Genomic DNA, 18187 nt, shown 5'->3' on the forward strand with positions numbered 1-18187 from the left:
ATCGCGGGGCGCCTGCGCCGCGATATTTCCGCACAGTCGCTGCGCCTTGGCAAGAAGTGGCGGGGTGGTCGCCGGGGTGGGATCGCCGGATCAGGGCAGCATGTAGAAGCTCTTGGCCTTCGCCTCGTCGCTCTGCAGCAGGGCGCGGCGGACCTGCCGCAGGGAGATCCTCCCGACATTCTGCCGGTAGTACTCCTCGTCGTCCGGCAGCCGGTCCATGAGGAGAAGCCAGAGTGTGTCGAGCTGCTCGCGGGTCACCGGGCGGTCCGGGTTGCTCAGGCGCTGGCGCATCGCCGCCAGCTCCGCGTCGAAGGCCTGCCGACGGTGCTCGACGCAGGCCTCGCGCTTCATCCGGATGATCCTCTCCACGGCGGCCTGGGTGATGATGGGCGGCTGCGCGGGCGGCGCGGTCACGTAGGCCATCTCGTCGAAGCCCAGCACGCTGAAATCGGCGGGGCGGAAGGATTCGCCGAGCGCGCCGATGTAGCGGGCGTAGCAGACATCGGTGTTGATCCGGGCGAAGCCGAGATCGGCGCAGGCCATCGTCTTCGCCACGTCCTGGGAGGAGGCGGTGTGGGCAACCGCCTTCTCGGCGTAGAGCTCGACGATGCGCAGGTCCGGCCGGGCGCGGTAATCCACCTCCGCATAGACCTGCAGGAAGGGCTCCAACCAGGCCTGCATCGCCTCCCAGCAGCGGCGCGTCAGGCCGAAGCCCCAGTGGTGCTCCAGCGGCACGATCTGGGGCGCGGCCGGATCGGAGGGGATGGCGTGGTCCCCATAGGCGGCGAAGTACCCGACCTCCGGATGCGGGCCGAGCTGGCGGCGCATCTCCTCGAGCATGCAGAGGTACCAGGGGCCGAGTTCGAGGTCCTCCTCGAAGAAGTAGCCGATCTCGGCGTTCAGCCGGCGGAAGACGAGCTCCTCGCCGCGCTGGATGTTCATTGCGACGCCAAGGTTCTCCGGGGCGGCATGCACCGTCCCCTCGGGGAAGTGCTCGCGGAACACCGCGATGCTCCTCTCGATGAGGGCGGGATCGCCGTAGACGACGCCCGAGCGCGGGGAGCGCGAGCCGTCCTGCATGAGGTGCATCTGCCGCCCCGTGACGGCCACGCCTTCCTGCGCCTTCAGGGACTGGCAGAGCCGCCGGAGGTAGTCGGGGCGGGTGAAGGAGAAGATGACGATCGGTGGGGCGACGAGCGGCAGGAAGGGGGGAATGGCTAGGCTCTCCGCCCCGGTTCGCACCTCATCCGAAGTGCCCTCGCCACCAGCCGACGAAGTGGCCGAGCCCGTCGCGCAGGTTCGTGGTCGGCTCCCAGCCGAAATCGCGCTTCATGGCCGAGACGTCGGCAAAGGTGGCCGGCACGTCGCCCGGCTGCATCGGCTGCAACACGCGGACCGCCTTCACCCCCAGCAGCTCCTCCAGAATGGAGACCATGTCCAGCAGCTCCTCCTGCCGGCTGTTGCCGATGTTGTAGAGGCGGTGGCCACCATCCGCGGGCGGGTTGTCCAGCGCGGCGATCACGCCGGCCACGATGTCGTCGACGAAGGTGAAGTCCCGCCGCATCCGCCCGCCGTTGAAGAGCTTGATCGGCTCTCCCTTCAGCATCGCGTCGGTGAACAGCCAGTAGGCCATGTCCGGCCGGCCCCAGGGACCGTAGACGGTGAAGAAGCGAAGCCCCGTGAGCGGCAGGCTGTAGAGCTGGGTGTAAACCTTGCTCATCAGCTCCCCCGCCGCCTTGGTCGCGGCATAGAGGGAGGCGGGGCTGTCCACCCGGTCCGTCTCGCGAAAGGGCCCGTCCGTGCGCGAGCCGTAGACCGAGCTGGTGGAGGCATAGACGGTGTGGCGGATGCGTCCCTCGCTCCGACGGATGCCCTCGAGGATGCCGAGATGCCCGGTGACGTTGGCGGCCGCATAGGCGAAGGGCGCCTCCAGCGACCAGCGCACCCCCGCCTGGGCGCCGAGATGCGCGACGCGGTCGATGTCAGGCTCGGCGGCCATCATACCCAGCAGCGCCTCGGTATCCGCCAGGTCGATCCGGTGCATGCGGAAGGCGCCGGGCGGCGCATTCCCGGTAAGGGCGGCCAGCCGCGCCTCCTTCAGGGCGGGGTCATAATAGGGATTGAAGTTGTCGAGGCCGATGACCCGCTCTCCGCGCGCGAGCAGGGCGCGGCAGAGATGGGCGCCGATGAAGCCCGCGGCCCCCGTGACAAGGACGCTTCCCACGCTCAGCCCATCCCGCCGGCGGGGTGGGGGAGGCGGCGTGCCGTGGCCGCCGGGGAGCGGAGAAGCATGGGGCTGTTTCCTGTGAACCGGTCCGCGCGTCGGGCCGGATCATAACGGCCCTGGATGGCTTGAACCATCCGGACGCCCGTAGTGGAAGGGCTCGCGGAGGCCGTGCGCCCGTCCTGGCCGTCACGAAGGGCGGCGCCCGCTCACCACACCAGCCGGTATCCCCTGCCGCTGACCGCCACGACCGTGACATGGCCGGCCGAGGCGGCGCCGAGCTTCTGCCTCAGGTTCGAGGCGATCCTGTCCACCCCCCGCTGGTCCGGCAGCAGGCGGCGCCCGAGGACCCGTTCCGAGATCGTCTCCCGCGCGGCCAGGTGGTCCTCGGAGTCGAGCAGTACCGCGAGGAAGCCCGCCTCGCCACCGGTGAGCCGCGTCTCGGTGCCGTCCGTCGCGACCACGCGCAGGCGGGCGGGCTCCATCCTCAGCCCGCCGAGGCTCCACCCGGCGATCGGGGGCGGGACCTTCGCGGCGTCCAGCCGGCGGCCGAGCGCCCGTACGCGCGCGACCACCTCCCCGAGGGGGAAGGGCCTGGCGAGGAAGTCGTCCGCCCCGAACTCGGGGCCGAGCACGCGGTCCATCTCCTCCGCCGAAGCGCCGACCGCGACGACGCCGAGGCCGGGCCGCCCGGCGGCCTCCCGCACGAGGGCGGCGCCGTCGGGAGGGCCGAGGTCCAGCACGGCGATGCAGGGATCATCGCGCTGGAAAGAAAGCCGCGCCTCGTCCGGGGTCGTGACAACCTCCGTCCGCCAGCCCTCCTCGGCGAGGGCGGCGCTGACGGTTGCGGCGAAACCCGGATCAGCGTCGAGAACAAGCACGGGCCGAGAGCCGGACATGAGAGCGCCTCCACGGGCCCGTAATGATTTAGGCGCCGGCAAGAAGCATCTCGCGCATGGCCGGGCCGCCGGGCGCGAGGGGAAGGGCGGCTAGGCCGCGCGCTCGCCCAGCACGCGCGTCAACCGCGCCACCGCCTCCCGCGCGAGTTCGGGGCTGACGGCGAAGCATATGCGCACGAAGCCCTCTCCCTCCGGTCCGAAGGCGGTGCCGGGGGCGACGCCCACCTTCGCCTCGCGCAGCAGGCGGAAGGCGAGGTCGAGGCTCGTCTCCCCCGTCTCTACCCGCGCCATGAGGTAGAAGGCGCCCTCGGGCGCGAAGACGGTCACGCCCTTAAGGCGCGACAGGCCCTCGACCATGATCGCCCGGCTCTCGGCGCAGCGGCCGACCATCGTGCGGATGAAGCCGTCGCCCTCGTCCAGCGCCGCGACGGCCGCGTGCTGGATGAAGGTCGGGATGGAGGTGGTGTTGTACTGCCCGAGCTTGCCGAAAGTCGCGGCCAGCCCCTCCGGATAGACGACCCAGCCGGCGCGCCACCCCGTCATCGCCCAGTTCTTGGAGAAGGTGTTGGTGACGATCAGCCGGTCGGACGGCGTGCAGATCTGCAGGAAGGAGGGCGCCAGCGCGTTGCCGTAGGTGAACTGGCCATAGACCTCGTCGGAGATGATCCAGAGGTTCCGCTCCCGCGCGAGGTCCCGCAGCGCCTCCATCTCCGCCAGCGGCATCACCCAGCCCGTGGGGTTGGAGGGCGAGTTCACCACGAGCACGCGCGTGCGCGGTGTGAGGGCGGCAACGAGGTCCTCGATCGGCAGGGAGAAGTGCCCGTCCGCCGAGCGGCGATAGGGCACCGTGACCGGCGCGCCGCCCGTGACGCGCACGGCCTCGGCCAGGTTGGGCCAGTTGGGCGTGGGGATCACCACCTCGTCGCCGTGCTCCAGCAGCGCCTGGCAGGCCTGCATGATGGCGTTCATGCCGCCGGCGGTGATGGCGAAGCGCTCAGGCGCCACCTCCACCTCCCAGTGGCGGCGGTGGTAGTCGGACAGGGCCTGGTGCAGGCGGGGGATGCCGCGGGAATAGGTGTAGCGCGTCTCGCCCCGCTGCATGGCGAGGTGGGCGGCTTCCACCACGAAGTCCGGCGTCGGCAGGTCGCCCTCACCGATCCAGAGCTTCACCACCTCCGGGTCGTCCCGCCCGCGGTCGGCCACCATGCCGATCTGGCTCGTGCCCACCGCCTGGATGCGGGCGGGAAGGGTGCCCGCGAGGTCTGGAAGGGTATCGGCGACGGGGAGGGCGGCACTCATGAAAGCGGGCATCCTACCGGGGCATCCCGACCCAACCTTCGGAGGGAGGGCGGGGCGGTGACGAAGCGGCCCTTCTGCCGCGACCTCCCGACCGGGGGAAGGGGGAAGGTCGCAGGGACACGGTGGCAAAAGGGCCGCACCGGTCCCGTCGCGGGGCCGGGTCCTTCCGGTTGCGGCAACCTGCGGATTGACGAAACGTTTGCCGGCACATGCGCAAGGGTTTACGCGCACCGTTCGCCGACGCTCGCGCGCACGGCTCCTGGCGAGAGGGACAAGGCGTTGACCGCGGCAGCCTCCGACCTCAGCAGGCCCCTTCGAGGGGGTGGTAAGGCGGGGTTGGGTGGCGGCACCGAGCGGCCCGGCCCCGGCGATCCTGCTCGTGGGGCCGGCCTGAAGGGAAAGGTCGCGCGGCTGCGTGATCGCCAGCCCTTGGCTGCCGAAGGAATCTGGCGCGTTTCGCTCGAGGGCGAGGACTACGCCGGTCGCCTCGTCCGGCGCTCAGCGGAGGGGGACTGGCAGCTGCTGCAAATTGATGACCTGACGGATGCGCAGCTCGAGGCCTATGAAAAGGCCATGCAAAGAAACACCCCCTCAACCTCGCCGTCGCTTCTGCCGATCCCCCGATGAGGCCCTTCGACTACCACGCCGCCTTCTCCCGTAATCTCGGCTGGGTCCGCGCGGAGGAGCAGGACTCCCTCCGCGCCCGCCGCGTGGCCATCGCCGGCATGGGCGGGGTGGGGGGCGGGCACCTGATTGCCCTCGCGCGGCTCGGCATCGGCGCTTTCACCATCGCCGACCTCGACCGCTTCGACCTGCCGAACATGAATCGCCAGGCCGGTGCCTTCGTCAGCACCATGGACAAGCCCAAGGCCGAGACCCTGGCCGCCATGGCGCGGGACGTGAACCCGGAACTACGGATCCGCACCTTCCCCAACGGTGTGACGCCGGAGAACCTCGACGATTTCCTCGACGGCGCGGACCTCTTCGTCGATGGCATCGACTTCTTCGCCATGGACATCAAGCGTCGCGCCTTCGCCCGCTGCCGGGAGCTGGGCATTCCCGCCCTGACCGCGGCGCCGATCGGCATGGGCGTGGGCCTGCTCGCCTTCATGCCGACGGGAATGAGCTTCGAGCAGTATTTCCGCCTGGAGGGGCACCCGGAGGAGGAGCAGTACCTCCGCTTCCTCCTCGGTGTGGCGCCGCGCGGCCTGCACCGGGCCTATCTTGTCGATCCCTCCTATATCGACCTCGCCAACCACCGCGGCCCTTCGACCGGGGCGGCCTGCCTGCTCTGCTCGGGCGCGATCGCGGCGATGGCCACACGCATCCTTCTTCTTCGCGGCGGGGTGGAGGCGGCGCCGGTCCACCATCACTACGACGCCTATCTCCAGCGCTTCGTCGCGACGAAGCTGCGGCGGGGGAACGACGAGCCGGTCCAGCGCCTGAAGCTTGCGGTCGCGCGGCGGCAGTTCGCGGCCATGCTTCGCGCCCCACGCCCGCCGGAGCCGCCGGCGACCCCGATGGAGGCCATCCTGGAGGCCGCCCGCTGGGCGCCGAGCGGGGACAACGTCCAGCCCTGGCGCTTCGAGATCCTGGGCGAGGACGCGGTGCGCGTCCGCTTCGACCCGCACGACCCCGCCAACCCCTACGAGTACCGGGGTGGCGAACCCTCCGTGCTCTCGGCAGGCATGATGCTGGAGGCGCTGCGGATCGCGGCGACGATGCAGGGCCGGCTGATGGAGGGCCGGCTGGACGAGAGCACCGGCCGGCTGGTGGCCGAGTTGCGCTTTCCCGTCGCGGCTGGGGTCGAGCCCGATTCGCTCTACGCCCTGCTTCCGCTGCGCTCGGTCGATCGCCGGCCCTATCGTCGCCGGCCGCTGCTCCCGCGGGAGCGGGCGGCGCTGGAGGCGGCGCTGGGGCCAGGACTGGAACTGCGCTGGCACGAGAACGACGCGGGCCGCCTCGCCTTCGCGCGGCTCGGCGCCATGGCCACCCGCTTCCGCCTGCGCCTGCCCGGCGCCCATGCCGTGCATCGCAGCGCCATCGACTGGGCGCCTGGGAACAGCCGGACGGGCATCCCGGCGGGGGCCACCGGCCTCTGGCGGCCCACCCTGCCCGTGATGCGCTGGGCCATTCGAGACTGGCGACGGATGGTCGCCCTGAACCGGCTTGGCGGGGCGCACAGCGCGGCCCTGCAGCTCGACTGGGCGACGGCGCTCGGCAGCGCGGCCTTCTTCACCGTCGCCCTTTCCGAGGGCGCGGCGCGGGACACGGAAGGGCTGTTGGCGGCGGGCGCGGGCCTGCTGCGCCTATGGCTCACGGCCACCCGCCTGGGGCTGGCGATGCAGCCGGGGATTGCGGTGCTGCTCTGCGCCGGCATGGTCGGTAGCGAATTGCCGAGCCAGGCCTTGAGGCGGGATGTGGAACGCTGCGCCGTGGGGCTGCGGGCGCTTGCCGGACCGTCGGCGGATCGGCTGATCTTCCTCGCCCGCATCGGGGAGCCGAAGGGCGCGCCACCGCGGCAGCGCTCCGTCCGTCGCCCGCTGGCCGACCTGCAGGGCGGCTGACGCGGCGAGGGGCGGCCTTCTAGGCCGCGACGGCCTCGATCTGGTGCGGCCAGAGCGTGCCGCCGTCAGTCACGTATTCCCACACGGCCCGGCGCTCCTCGCGCATGCGGCCGAGGACCTGGGTCACGGGGCCCCAGCAGGGCTGGCGCAGGCCATGGTACTCGATGGCCGGGCCAAGCGGCTGGAAGTGGATGCCGCTGCCACGGAGGAGGCGGAGAAGGGTGTGCTCCATAATGGCGCACCAGTTGTGGATGCCCATCTCGGAGCTGAGCTGCACCACGCCGCGCATGAGGCCGAGGCGGAGCGGGATGCCGTCCGCCGAGGAGTCGCGGAGGGCCTTGGAGATCGCGAAGCGGCTGATCTCACCCGTCCGGTAGGTCGGCATGGAGCGAAACGCCCCTTCGCCGCAGAGGCTCTGCATCGGGAGATCCAGGCCCTGCCCCCGGTTGGCGGGGGCAACGATCCGAACCGTGCCCACGAGGCGGCCGGTGCTTCGCTGTGTCAGGAGCGCATGACCGGCACGTCGGTCGAAGCGATCAGTCTCCAGGGCGCCATCCCCTGGCTCGTAGCCGCGTTCCATGCAGTAGACCTGATGCCGAAGGCGGTACGCATCCCGGAGCCGTTCAGGCGTATCCGCGATGGTGACCTCGAAATCCTTCGCTGCGTCCAGGACCCCGCTGACTGCTGCTGTCATCGCTCGCCTTTTCTCTTCACGCATCCGTGTGGTGAACAGAATTCGCGGAGGTTGCAAGTCGAGTTTCATGATTCCGGGGTTTAGGGGGTCATTTCGCCGCGACGTGCAGAGTTGAACCTAAACTCTGCGTTCTTTATTCCTAATATTCCGGTATCGCGACAATATTTTTCACTTGCCTGTGTGGTAACAGAGGGCTCCTACAACTTGTGACAATTTTGTTCCGAACACCCTGTGCTGCGGGCATGAAAAAAGGGCGATGCCTTTCGGCACCGCCCCTTGGCCGTCGTATGGCCAGGCCGATCCCTGGGGATCAGGCCGTCTTGCGACGGCGCCGCGTGATGGCCCCGAGGCCGGCCAGGGCCGTCCCGAAGATCATCATGGAGGCGGGCTCCGGAACCGGCGTCGGCGTGGCGGTGAAGGAGACGTCGCCGCCGCCGCCGTTGATCAGGAAGCTCTGGCCGTTGTTCACGACCGTCACGATCTGCTCGTTGTTGTTGAAGGCGCCGAACAGACGGAGGGTCGAGTTCGCCGGCGAGAGGATGAAGTTCGCGAGCTGCTGGACGTAGGTGGCGCTGATGTTGGCGCCAGCGCCGGTCGGGTTGGCCGAGAAGCTGGTCGTGCCGTTGATCAGGCTGCCCGTGGCGAGAACGGTGGTCGCACCGGTGTTGTTGACCGTCGGCGTGCCGCTGGCAACGCTGAAGGTGGACGCCCCGAGCGCCCCGTAGAGCGTGTAGCTGAGGGAGTTGAAGACGCCCTGCGAGCTCTGGGTGAAGTTCGCCGCGTTCTGCGTGCCCGTGCCGCTGTACTGGAAATACAGGCTGTAAGCGGAGCGGTTGCCGGTCGGGTCGAAGGTGTTGCCGTTCAGCGAGGCATTGTTGACCTGGAGGAACCCGCTCTCGGTGAAGGTCGTCGTGTTGCCGCTCGAGCTGCCGAGGTCAACCCGCGAGAAGTCCTTCAGGTTGAGCACGTCCGCCGTGAAGGTCGGGGCAGCCGCACCGAAGGAGCCGGGGTTGAACGTGACGGCGGTCTGCGCCTGGGCGGCAACAGTGCCGACGGTGAGCGTGAGAGCAACAGCGGTACCCGCCAGAGTCGCCCTCGTGAGGGCCTTCGCTGTCGCAGAGAGGTTGCGCATGCGCTGCTTCCTTACGATCGGAGCGGCGGAATTACCGGTCCTGGTCGATCGCAGGCTCTTATTCGCACATGCCGTGCCAGCAAAAATTCTGTTTATTTTCAGTAATGTGCATGAAAACGGATGTGGGTGGCGGTGGAGGTGTAAGATCGCTCGACACACAGCCGTCGGTTGACCTTCCGGAACGGTATGCCGCCTCTCCGAGGCGCGGATCGGAAGGGCGAGGGCCGCAGTCTCGACCTTCCCCCCCGGCATCGCTGCCCCCCGTGGCCGGTCAGGCAAGAAGTGCGGCGCGCACCCGTTCCGGCGTCAGCGGGATTTCGGGCACGCGGCGGCCGGTGGCGGCCAGCACCGCGTTGGCGATGGCAGCCCCGGTCGGCGCCTGGCTGCCTTCGCCGGCGCCGAGCGGGGGCTGGTCCGGCCGGTCGACGATGGCGCTCTCGATCCGCGGCAGTCCCGGGAACTCCAGGATGGGGTAGTCGGCGTAGTTGTCGCTGACGATGCGGTGGGCGTTCCAGTGGCCCTCCTCCATCAGCGTCCAACTGGTGGACTGCACCATCCCGCCCTCGACCTGGTTCCGCAGGCCGTCGGGATTGACGACGCGGCCGGCATCCACCGCGGCCCAGAGCGCGAGGGGACGGACCTCCCCGCTGCGGGTATCGACCTCCACCCGCGCGACGACCGCCACGTAGCAGTCCGTGTTCTTGTAGCGGGAGAGGCCGAGGCCGGTGCCGGTCATCACCGGCTCCAGCGCGGGGGCGAGCCGCACCGCCTCGGGCGTCCAGCCGGAGAGCCGGACGGCCCGGTGCAGCACCTCCGCCAGCCGCGGATCGGTCAGGTTCGCGAGGCGGTAGGAGACGGGATCCTTCCCCGCGAGCGCCGCCAGCTCCTCGATGAAGAGGTCGCCGCAGAGGGCGTTGAAGTAGCCGCCGAGCGTGCGGAGGGCGGAGGTGCGGATCGGCGCCTCCGGCAGGAAGTGCGAGGAGATCCGCTGGTTCGGGATGCCCGCGTAGATCGGCACGGCGTTGCGCGCGGCAGCCCCCGCCGGCAGCGGCGCGTCGGTCGAGACGGGCGGCGCCACCGGGTTCTCGAGATACCAGGCGGAGCGAAGATTGCAGCCCCCTGCGCCCGGCTGCCCGGGACGGGTGTTGTGAGAGAAGCTTCGCACGTCGTGCGACCAGGAGGTGGGCGTGCCGTCGCCGCCGATCCCGGCCTCCATCCGCACGATCATGGCGGAGCTCCAGGGCTCCCAGGCCATCTCTTCCTCATGCGTCCACTGCACCCGAACGGGCCGCCCGCCGGCCGCGCGTGCCAGGAGGGCGGCGTCGAGGGCCACGTCATCGGCGCCGTTGTGCCCGTAGCAGCCCGAGCCCTGGGCGTGGATCACGCGGATCGAGCCCTCCTCCACCCGCAACGCGCGGGCGAGGTCGGTGCGGAGGGGGAAGGGGCCCTGGCAATGCGACCAGACGGTCAGCTTGCCACCTTCCCACTGCGCGAGGGCGCAGGAGGCACCAATCGAGGCATGGGCCTGGAAGCCGCGGCGGTACTCGGCGCGGTGAAGGCGTACGGCGCCCTGGGCCTCGCCCGCGGTGCGGTGGAGCACCTTCTCCTCCGCCGGCACGCCTTTCATGTAGTCGAAGACACCGGCGCCACCGAAGAGCGGGGGGCCGTTCTCCCAGGTCGCGGCCTCGGCGATGCGGCTGGCGGCCTCGCGGGCCTGCTCCTCCCGCCGCGCGAGGACGCCGAGGAAGGAGCCGTCGCGCACCACCTCCACCACCCCCGGCATGGCGCGCGCGGCGGCCTCGTCGAAGGAGATAAGCCGGGCGGCATAGCCGGGTGGCCGCGCCACCGCGCCGAAGAGCATCCCCTCCGGCCGCAGGTCATGGATGAACACCTGCTGGCCGAAGACCTTGGCCGGAAGATCGGTGCGCGGGAGCGAGGCGCCGATCGGCCCCGCCTTTGTCGGGTCCTTCCGCCGCGCGCCCGTATCGACGGGGCGGACGAGGGAGACGCGGCTCGCGGCGTCGCCATAGGTCATCCGGCGTCCGTCGGCGCCGTGAATGACGCCCCCTTCCACCGTCAGGCGCCCGGGCTCGCTTCCCCAGGCCTCGGCCGCGACGCGCAGAAGGGTGGCGCGCAGGTCGGCGCAGGCCATGCCCAGCGCCTCGCCGCCGTAGCGGACGGACATGGAGCCGGCGGTGAAGCCCTCGTTGGGTGAGGCGGCGGTGTCGGCCGAGAGGACCTCCAGCGCGGCGGGGTCGATGTCGAGCTCGTGGGCGGCGATCTGGCGCATGGCCGTCAGCACGCCCTGGCCGAGTTCCACGCGCCCGGTCGTCACGCTCACCCGCCCGTCCGGGGTCACGCGGACCCAGGTGTCGAGCTTCGGGTTGGCGAGGAGCATCGGCGTGACCTCGCCCGCCGCCCGCGCCGGGGCGTCGAGGCGGAAGCCGATGGCGAGGCCCGCGGCGACGACGCCGAGGCCGAAGCCGCGGCGGGTGAGGGAGGCGCTGGCGGACATGGCGTCAGGCCCCCTTCCGCGCGGCACTCATCACCGCGCGCACCACGCGCGGCTGGGTGCCGCAGCGGCAGAGATTGCCCCGCATGCCCTCCAGAACCTCCGCCTCGGTGATGCCGGGCTGGTCCTGGATGAGGGCGGCGCCCTGCATGATCATGCCATTGGTGCAGTAGCCGCACTGCGCCGCCTGCTCCGCCAGGAAGGCCTCTTGAAGCGGATGCGGCCGCTCCGGCGTGCCCAGCCCCTCCAGCGTGGTCACCTGCCGCCCCTCGGCCTCGCCGAGCGGGAGCTGGCAGGAGCGGATGGCCTGGCCGTCAAGGTGCACGGTGCAGGCACCGCACTGCGCGCGGCCGCAGCCAAGCTTTGGGCCGTTCAGCGCCAGGTCGTTGCGCAGGACGTAAATGAGCGGGGTGGAGGGATCGACATCGACCTCCACTCCACGGCCGTTGACCGTGAGCCTCGCCATGATCCCCGTTCCTCCCGCCTGCCGCTGCCCGGAACGGGGGCCTGCGGTCGTTGCCACTCTTGCTTCTTGGCCCTTGGGCGGGGAGGGGCGGTTGTGCCCTGGTTGCCCCGCCGGTCGGGCTGCGGCGGGAGGATGGAACGGCCCGGGCGCGCTTTCCAATCCTTTTCAGCAGACGCAATCGATTGGCCGGGAGGGGTGTGGGCTCTCAGCCGATCGCGGGAACCCTGGCCAGAGGCGAGCCCTCGTAGCCTGCGAGAAGCGCGACCGGGTCCGCATAGACCGCGACACAGCCGGCCCGCCGAAGGTCCGCCTCGGGAAAGCCGCCACAGAGAACACCGATGGTGCGCAGCCCCGCCTTGCCGGCGGCCTCTGCGTCGTAGGGCGTGTCGCCCACGGCGACGGCGCGGGAGGGATCGAGCCCGCCGAGGGCGGAAAGCGCGGCCTGGAAGATATCGGGGAAGGGCTTGGACCGCTCCGCGTCGTCGGAGGAGGTCTCGGCGTCCACGAGGTCCTCGATATTCGCGATCTTCTTGTAGACGCTCAGCTCGTCGCCCTTCGCAGAGGAGGCGAGGGCGATGCGGGTGCCGTCCTGCCGGATGCGGAGGAAGAGGTCGCGCACCGCCGGGAAGGGCTGGATCCGCGGCATGTAGCGCTCCTGCATGATACGGGCGCGGTGCTCGGACAGGGCCTTGCCCTTTTCCTCCAGCTCCTTCGCGTCAAGGAAGACGGGCATAAGCTGGTCCCCGCCCTTGCCGATCTGCCCGCGGACCTCCGCGTAGTCGATCTCGTGGCCGAAATCGCGGAGTGCGTCCTGCCAGGCATGGGCGTGGAGATCGACGGAATCGACCAGCGTTCCATCCACGTCAAAAATAGCGGCCTCGATCATCGCGCGGGCTCCTGTGCGGCCTTCCTCAACGCGAGGAGGGGGACGCAGATGCCTTCTGTTGCGCGGAATGGGCGGGCTGGCGAACCCCGCCGCGCCGCGGGCGTTACGCCCTCAACTTCCCTAAGGAGAGCGCCATGATCGATACCAACAAGAAGACGGGCGCACACATCATGCCCGAGGAAAACACCGTCTCCAGCGGTTCCTCGATGAGCGGGCCGGTTCCGCGCGCGCGCGACAAGTCGCCCGAGCACCAGTACAAGCCGAGCCCCGGCGACAACAACAACTTCACGGGGCCTGACGCCCCGGGCGGGCCGGTGAACATCAAGGTCAAGGGCGCCGAGGGCGACGCGCCGGGGCAGCCGAACGAGCTGGACAGCCCCGACAACGGCGTGACGCAGGAAACGAAGGAGAAGACGACCGGGCTGGGCAAGCACGGCGTCTAGCCCGGTCAGCGCCGTGGCGGCTCAGCCGCCGCGGCGACGGATCAGGCTCGCGACCACCATCAGCACCACGCCCAGTGCCACGACCCCGTAAGTGCCGGGATCGGAGCGGATCGCCTCGATCGCGGCGGAGGGGATCCACAGCACCGAGTGGATTGCCCTCATCGGCAGCCAGAGAAGCGTGTCCCAGCCGACTTGCCGCGCGGCCAAGCCGAGCGCCACCAGCAGGATCCCGAGCGACCACAGCCTACCGGACATGCCGGACCTCCCGCTTGCGCCGATGGTCGGCGCGGGTGGGGGCGCCGACCAGTTCGTCCGGCCTTGCCACGGGTCAGCGTCCTTCAATGCGCGCCCCTCCTCTCGCCGCGACAGAATGATTCACCGCGCGGCGGGGATGTGGGGTTTCTCACGGCGACGTTCATCCTCTGGCCGTAAACGGCCGGGGCTGGATGACGCCGGATCTTGCGGGAAAGGGGAATGGTGCCCAGGGGCGGAATCGAACCACCGACACTGCGATTTTCAGTCGCATGCTCTACCAACTGAGCTACCTGGGCCCAAGCGAAGCGGCGTTACCGCCGGTAGAGGCCGCGGGGGATAGACGATGCCGTGGCGCCTGTCCATCCCGCCCACGCGCATTCTTCGCGATCAATCGACGTCCTGCTCCTCCGCCGTCTCCGGGCGCCCCGGAACGGCATAGGTCTCCCCCAGCCAGCGACCGAGATCGATGGCGCGGCAGCGGGGCGAGCAGAAGGGGCGGGCGGTGGGCTGCGCGGGCTTGCCGCAAACAGGGCAGGCGGCGCTCTTGTCATCCGGCATGGGCTGGCTGGTCCTCGATCACGTCCTCACCCGGCGCCAGGGTCGGGTCGGAGATCAGGGAAATGGGGTGCGCGGCCCCCGCTGCGAAGTCCTCCAGCGCGCCGGGCAGGCCGCGAAGGGCCGCCAGAACCTTTGGATGCGCCCGCAGCGCCAGGGCGGCGGCAGGACGGGCTGCGGCCTCCCGCGCGGCGCGGCGCAGGGCCGCAAGGCCATGGGTGAGCGGCGAAAGAGGCTGGCCGAGCACCTCGTGCAGCGGCGGGTAGACACGCGTCCGCACCATCTCCATCAAGCCGAGCCCCGTGAGCCCGACCACGCGGAGCAGGGAATCCGGCCCGGCCGCCCGGCGCAGTGCCGGTAGCAGGTCGGCGCGGGACTTGGCGGAGCCGCCGGCCAGATCCAGCAGGATCGGGCCAGCCAGGTGGCGCAGGCGGATCTGGCGAGCGGCCTCGGCGAGGGCCGCGGCGTTCACGGCGCGATGGGCGCCGCTGTCGCGGCCGGCGGCAGCGCCCGTGTCCACGTCGAGTGCCGTGAGGGCGGGGGTGGGATGCACCAGCAGGCGGCCGCCGCCCGGCAGCGGCACCTCGGCGGCGGCGAGCAGGTCGAATTCGGCCTCCACCGCCTCGTCGAAGGCGGGGCGGGGCAGGAGCTGCACGCGCGGTGTGCCGAGCGCGGCTCGCAGGCGGGCCGCCTCGCCCGGATGGTCCGAGATGACGGGGGCGGCAGGATGGGCGGCCGCCAGCCGCAGCGCGGCGTCCGGGCCACGGCGCAGCAGGCGGGGCGGGCCGTCGCGCGGGAGGTCCTTCGGCACCCCTGTGGCGGAGAGGCGCGGCCCCTTGCCGCCCTGCGCCGCGCGGGTGACGCGAAGGGGGAGGGAGGTGCCCTCGGTCACGCCCTCCCCGCCCTGGGCGTCGGGCAGGAAGCCGCCCACCTCGCCCTCCATCATGACGAAGACGCCGGAGAGGGCGGGCACGCGGGCTGTGACGCGGGTGAGGTGGATGTCGCCCACCCCATCGGGCAAGGCGGGCCGCTCGACGAAGGCGGCTTGCAGCGCGCCGTCCCGCCAGAGCGCCACGCGGCGCTCCCCAGGGGAGGTGGAGACGAGAATCCGGGGTTCAGCCATGGCCACCTGGCGGCGCCGAGGCGGGGCTCAAGGCGTGAGCCAGCCCGCCCCGCGCAGCAACTGCGCGGTCTCGAAAAGCGGCAGGCCCACGACATTCGAGTGGCTGCCCGAGAGGAAGCGCACGAAGACCTCGGCCCGCTGGTGGATGGCATAGCCGCCGGCCTTGCCCTCCCACTCGCCGGAGCGAACGTAATCCTCGGCCTGGGCGCCGGTCAGGCGATGGAAGGCGAGGGTGGTCTCGACCACTCGCTCCCGCACCCGGCCATCGGGGGTGACCAGGGCGACGCCAGTGGTCACGCGGTGGCGGCGGCCGGAGAGAAGGTCGAGGAAGCGGCGGGCCTCGGCGGCGTCCGCGGGCTTGCCGAGGATGCGGCGGCCCACGCCCACTACCGTGTCCGCGGCCAGCACGAGGGCGCCAGGGGAACGGCGGGCGACGGCCTCGGCCTTCGCGCGGGCCAGGCGCTGCGCGAGGCGGCGCGGCTGCTCCGCCTTGCGCGGAGTCTCGTCGAGGTCGGCGGGGTCGATGCGGTCAGGCACGATGCCGAGCCGGGCCAGCAGGTCCAGGCGACGCGGGCTGGCGCTGGCAAGGATCAGGGGCGGGCGGGAGAGGGCGTCGTCCAGCCCCGCGGTCGGGCCCCTGGTCAGGGGGCCGTCACCGTCAACAGGGGTCACTTGAAGCGGAACGTGATCCGGCCCTTGGTGAGGTCGTAGGGCGTCATCTCGACGTTCACGCGGTCACCGGCGAGCACGCGGATGCGGTTCTTGCGCATCTTGCCGCTGGTGTGGGCGAGCAGCATGTGCTCGTTGTCCAGCTTCACGCGGAACATGGCGTTGGGCAGAAGCTCCATCACCTGGCCGCTGAATTCGATCATGTCTTCCTTCGACATGCGTATCCTTCATAATGAGCGCGGCGCCCTGCCAAAGGGGCGGCGCATGGATCCACGGAGGGCGCGGATGCGCTCCCGGCCCGGCACGCAAATGAGCGCGGCCCCGGTGGGGAACCGCGCATCCTGTGGCAGAGCATCCGGAAGATGATGCTTCGGGGCGTCCCGGTCAAGGAAATGGCGGGTTTGCGCCTGCATTGGTGACCTGCGAGAGGCGGGAAGGGCCGTCCCTCAGGCCATCCCGATCCGGCCCGCGATGCTCCGTGCATGGGCCTCCAGCCCTTCCGCCCGGGCCAGTGCCACGGCGGCGGGGCCAGTGGCGCGCAGCCCGGCTTCCTCGGCCGCGATCCAGGTGGTGCGCTTGAGGAAGTCGAAGACCGAGAGGCCTGAGGCGAAGCGCGCGGTGCGGCCGGTGGGCAGCACGTGGTTCGGCCCGGCCACGTAGTCGCCTAGTGCCTCCGGGCACCAGGGGCCGAGGAAGGCCGCGCCCGCGTGGCGGATGCGGGCGAAGAGGCCGGCGGGGTCGGCGGTCATGATCTGAAGGTGCTCGGGCGCCAAGCGATCGGTCAGGGCCGCGGCCTCTGTCCAATCGCGCACCAGCACCACCGCCCCGTGCCGTCGCCAGGACTCGCCGGCGATGGCGGCGCGGGGAAGGATGGCGAGCGCCGCCTCCACCGCCGCGGGCACGGCCTCGGCGAGCGCCGGGCTGTCGGTGATGAGGATGGATTGAGCGGCCTCGTCGTGCTCGGCCTGAGCGAGCAGGTCCATGGCCACGCGGGCGGGGTCCTGGTCGCCATCGGCCAGCACCACGACCTCGGAGGGGCCGGCGATGGAATCGATGCCGACGCGCCCGAAGACCTGCCGCTTGGCCTCCGCCACATAGGCGTTGCCGGGGCCGGTGATCTTGTCCACGGGGGCGATGCTGGCCGTTCCCCAGGCGAGCGCCGCCACGGCCTGGGCGCCGCCGATGCGCCAGACCTCGGTCACCCCCGCGCGGCGGGCGGCGGCGAGTACCAGGGGGTTCAGCTCCCCATCCGGCGTCGGCACCACCATGGCCACGCGCGGCACGCCCGCGACGCGCGCGGGAATGGCGTTCATCAGCACCGAGGATGGGTAGGCCGCCTTGCCGCCGGGCACGTAGAGCCCGGCCGCGTCCACCGCGTTCCAGCGCATTCCCAGGGTCAGCCCGGCGGGGTCCGGCACGGTGATGTCGGCCGGCATCTGGGCCTGATGGAAGGTCTCGATCCGCGCCGCCGCGGTGTCCAGCGCGGCCATGAGCTCGGCCGGGATGGAGGCGGTGGCCGCGTCGATCTCCTCGGCCGTCACGCGCAGCGCGGCGGCATCGCGGGGCTGCCAGCGGTCGAAGCGGGCGGTCAGGTCGAGAAGCGCCGCGTCGCCCTCGGCGCGGACGTGGGCGATGATCTCGGCCACCGCGCCATCGACGCGCGAGGTGGTGTCGCGGGCCATGTCCAGCAGGGCAGCGAAACCGGCCTCGAAGGCGGCGTCCCGTGTGTCGAGGCGCTTCATGCCGCCAGGGCCTCGCGGAAGCGGGCCAGCCAGGCGCCGATCAGCTCGGGCTCGGTCTTCAGCGCCGTGCGGTTGACGATGAGCCGGGAGGTGACGGGGGCGATCACCTCGCGCTCCACCAGCCCGTTCGCCTTGAGGGTGGAGCCGGTCTGCACGAGGTCCACGATGAGGCGGGCGAGGCCGAGGGAGGGGGCCAGCTCCATCGCGCCGTTGAGGTGCACGACCTCCGCCTGCACGCCGCGGGCGGCGAAGTGGCGGCGGGCGATGCCCGGATACTTGGTCGCGACCGTGACGCGGGACCAGCGGGCGTACTCATCTTCCACGGGATCGTCGGCCGGGCCGGCGACGCTGACGCGGCAGCGGCCGACGCCGAGGTCGAGGGGGGCGTAGATCTCGGGGTAGTCGAACTCCATCAGCACGTCGGCGCCGCAGATGCCGATCTGCGCGCCGCCATGGGCGACGAAGGTGGCGACGTCGAAGGGCCGCACCCGCACCACGTCGAGGCCCGGGTGGTTCGTGGGGAAGCGGAGGAGGCGGCTGTCCTCGTCGTGGAAGTCGCTGCCCGGCACCAGGCCGGCGCGGGCGAGGATGGGCTGGACTTCCTTGAGGATGCGGCCCTTGGGCAGGGCGAGGATGAGGCCGGTGGTCCCGGCCGTGGCTGGGAGAGCTTGGGAATTGATCGGGTGGTCCATGGGGGAGCCTAGCACCGCCTGCGGGGCGT

General features: G+C 71.1%; 19 protein-coding genes and 1 tRNA gene. 3 read left to right on the top strand and 17 right to left on the bottom strand.

Annotated features, from left to right (window positions below):
- Positions 1–90: 90 nt before the first annotated feature.
- From BO39_RS18060 to BO39_RS18075, 4 genes are all read right to left on the bottom strand, one after another.
- Positions 91–1242 (bottom strand): glycosyltransferase family protein, encoded by a 1152-nt coding sequence (locus BO39_RS18060; RefSeq protein ID WP_052402268.1) that lies wholly within the window; start codon positions 1240–1242, stop codon positions 91–93.
- 1 nt (position 1243) lies between these two features.
- Positions 1244–2224 carry an NAD-dependent epimerase/dehydratase family protein gene (locus BO39_RS18065; RefSeq protein ID WP_043836023.1) on the bottom strand — a complete coding sequence of 327 codons (981 nt, stop codon included), beginning with the start codon at positions 2222–2224 and terminating at the stop codon, positions 1244–1246.
- A gap of 209 nt (positions 2225–2433) precedes the next feature.
- Positions 2434–3123: a response regulator transcription factor gene (locus BO39_RS18070; RefSeq protein WP_043836025.1), complete on the bottom strand. Its 690-nt coding sequence runs from the start codon at positions 3121–3123 to the stop codon at positions 2434–2436.
- A 90-nt stretch (positions 3124–3213) separates the two neighbouring features.
- Positions 3214–4422, bottom strand: coding sequence for a pyridoxal phosphate-dependent aminotransferase (locus tag BO39_RS18075; protein WP_043836154.1), 1209 nt, complete (start codon positions 4420–4422; stop codon positions 3214–3216).
- A gap of 279 nt (positions 4423–4701) precedes the next feature.
- On the opposite strand from BO39_RS18075, the gene BO39_RS32665 reads away from it, so the two are divergent.
- Entirely contained in the window at positions 4702–5049 is a 348-nt protein-coding gene (locus tag BO39_RS32665) for a hypothetical protein (RefSeq protein WP_156963737.1), read from the top strand.
- Positions 5046–6989 (top strand): ThiF family adenylyltransferase, encoded by a 1944-nt coding sequence (locus BO39_RS31190; RefSeq protein ID WP_043836030.1) that lies wholly within the window; start codon positions 5046–5048, stop codon positions 6987–6989. The genes BO39_RS32665 and BO39_RS31190 overlap by 4 nt, the downstream gene beginning before the upstream one ends.
- Before the next feature lie 19 nt (positions 6990–7008).
- Here the strand turns inward: BO39_RS31190 and BO39_RS30120 are convergent, their stop codons facing one another.
- From BO39_RS30120 to BO39_RS18110, 5 genes are all read right to left on the bottom strand, one after another.
- Complete coding sequence (locus tag BO39_RS30120; RefSeq protein ID WP_052402269.1) at positions 7009–7683, bottom strand: GNAT family N-acyltransferase; 675 nt, start codon at positions 7681–7683, stop codon at positions 7009–7011.
- A 310-nt stretch (positions 7684–7993) separates the two neighbouring features.
- Positions 7994–8815 (bottom strand): flocculation-associated PEP-CTERM protein PepA, encoded by an 822-nt coding sequence (pepA, locus tag BO39_RS18095; RefSeq protein ID WP_043836032.1) that lies wholly within the window; start codon positions 8813–8815, stop codon positions 7994–7996.
- 271 nt (positions 8816–9086) lie between these two features.
- The gene (locus BO39_RS18100) at positions 9087–11330 is read right to left on the bottom strand and encodes a xanthine dehydrogenase family protein molybdopterin-binding subunit (protein ID WP_052402270.1); all 2244 of its coding nucleotides are present in this window, start codon (positions 11328–11330) and stop codon (positions 9087–9089) included.
- A 4-nt stretch (positions 11331–11334) separates the two neighbouring features.
- Positions 11335–11793 carry a (2Fe-2S)-binding protein gene (locus BO39_RS18105; protein WP_043836035.1) on the bottom strand — a complete coding sequence of 153 codons (459 nt, stop codon included), beginning with the start codon at positions 11791–11793 and terminating at the stop codon, positions 11335–11337.
- A 205-nt stretch (positions 11794–11998) separates the two neighbouring features.
- A complete protein-coding gene (locus BO39_RS18110) occupies positions 11999–12679 on the bottom strand; it encodes an HAD family hydrolase (RefSeq protein ID WP_211257481.1) in 681 nt (226 codons plus the stop codon).
- 134 nt (positions 12680–12813) lie between these two features.
- On the opposite strand from BO39_RS18110, the gene BO39_RS18115 reads away from it, so the two are divergent.
- Positions 12814–13122 (top strand): hypothetical protein, encoded by a 309-nt coding sequence (locus BO39_RS18115; protein ID WP_043836037.1) that lies wholly within the window; start codon positions 12814–12816, stop codon positions 13120–13122.
- 21 nt (positions 13123–13143) lie between these two features.
- Here the strand turns inward: BO39_RS18115 and BO39_RS18120 are convergent, their stop codons facing one another.
- From BO39_RS18120 to hisG, 8 genes are all read right to left on the bottom strand, one after another.
- On the bottom strand, positions 13144–13377 hold the full coding sequence (locus BO39_RS18120) for a hypothetical protein (RefSeq protein WP_043836039.1): 234 nt from the start codon (positions 13375–13377) through the stop codon (positions 13144–13146).
- Between the two features lie 220 nt (positions 13378–13597).
- Positions 13598–13673, bottom strand: a tRNA-Phe gene (locus tag BO39_RS18125).
- Between the two features lie 91 nt (positions 13674–13764).
- Entirely contained in the window at positions 13765–13935 is a 171-nt protein-coding gene (locus BO39_RS18130) for a DNA gyrase inhibitor YacG (RefSeq protein ID WP_043836041.1), read from the bottom strand.
- Positions 13925–15055, bottom strand: coding sequence for a ribonuclease E/G (locus tag BO39_RS18135; protein WP_043836043.1), 1131 nt, complete (start codon positions 15053–15055; stop codon positions 13925–13927). Before BO39_RS18135 ends, BO39_RS18130 begins: the two co-directional genes overlap by 11 nt.
- A 27-nt stretch (positions 15056–15082) precedes the next feature.
- Positions 15083–15700, bottom strand: coding sequence for a Maf family protein (locus BO39_RS18140; protein ID WP_420493645.1), 618 nt, complete (start codon positions 15698–15700; stop codon positions 15083–15085).
- A 23-nt stretch (positions 15701–15723) separates the two neighbouring features.
- The gene (infA, locus tag BO39_RS18145; protein WP_043836045.1) at positions 15724–15942 is read right to left on the bottom strand and encodes a translation initiation factor IF-1; all 219 of its coding nucleotides are present in this window, start codon (positions 15940–15942) and stop codon (positions 15724–15726) included.
- Between the two features lie 228 nt (positions 15943–16170).
- A complete protein-coding gene (gene hisD / locus BO39_RS18150; protein ID WP_043836047.1) occupies positions 16171–17466 on the bottom strand; it encodes a histidinol dehydrogenase in 1296 nt (431 codons plus the stop codon).
- Positions 17463–18158 carry an ATP phosphoribosyltransferase gene (gene hisG, locus BO39_RS18155; RefSeq protein ID WP_043836049.1) on the bottom strand — a complete coding sequence of 232 codons (696 nt, stop codon included), beginning with the start codon at positions 18156–18158 and terminating at the stop codon, positions 17463–17465. The genes hisD and hisG overlap by 4 nt, the downstream gene beginning before the upstream one ends.
- Positions 18159–18187 lie beyond the last annotated feature (29 nt).

Origin of the sequence: Roseomonas aerilata DSM 19363 (genome assembly GCF_000711725.1) — a bacterium.
Classification (GTDB): Bacteria; Pseudomonadota; Alphaproteobacteria; order Acetobacterales; family Acetobacteraceae; genus Roseomonas; species Roseomonas aerilata.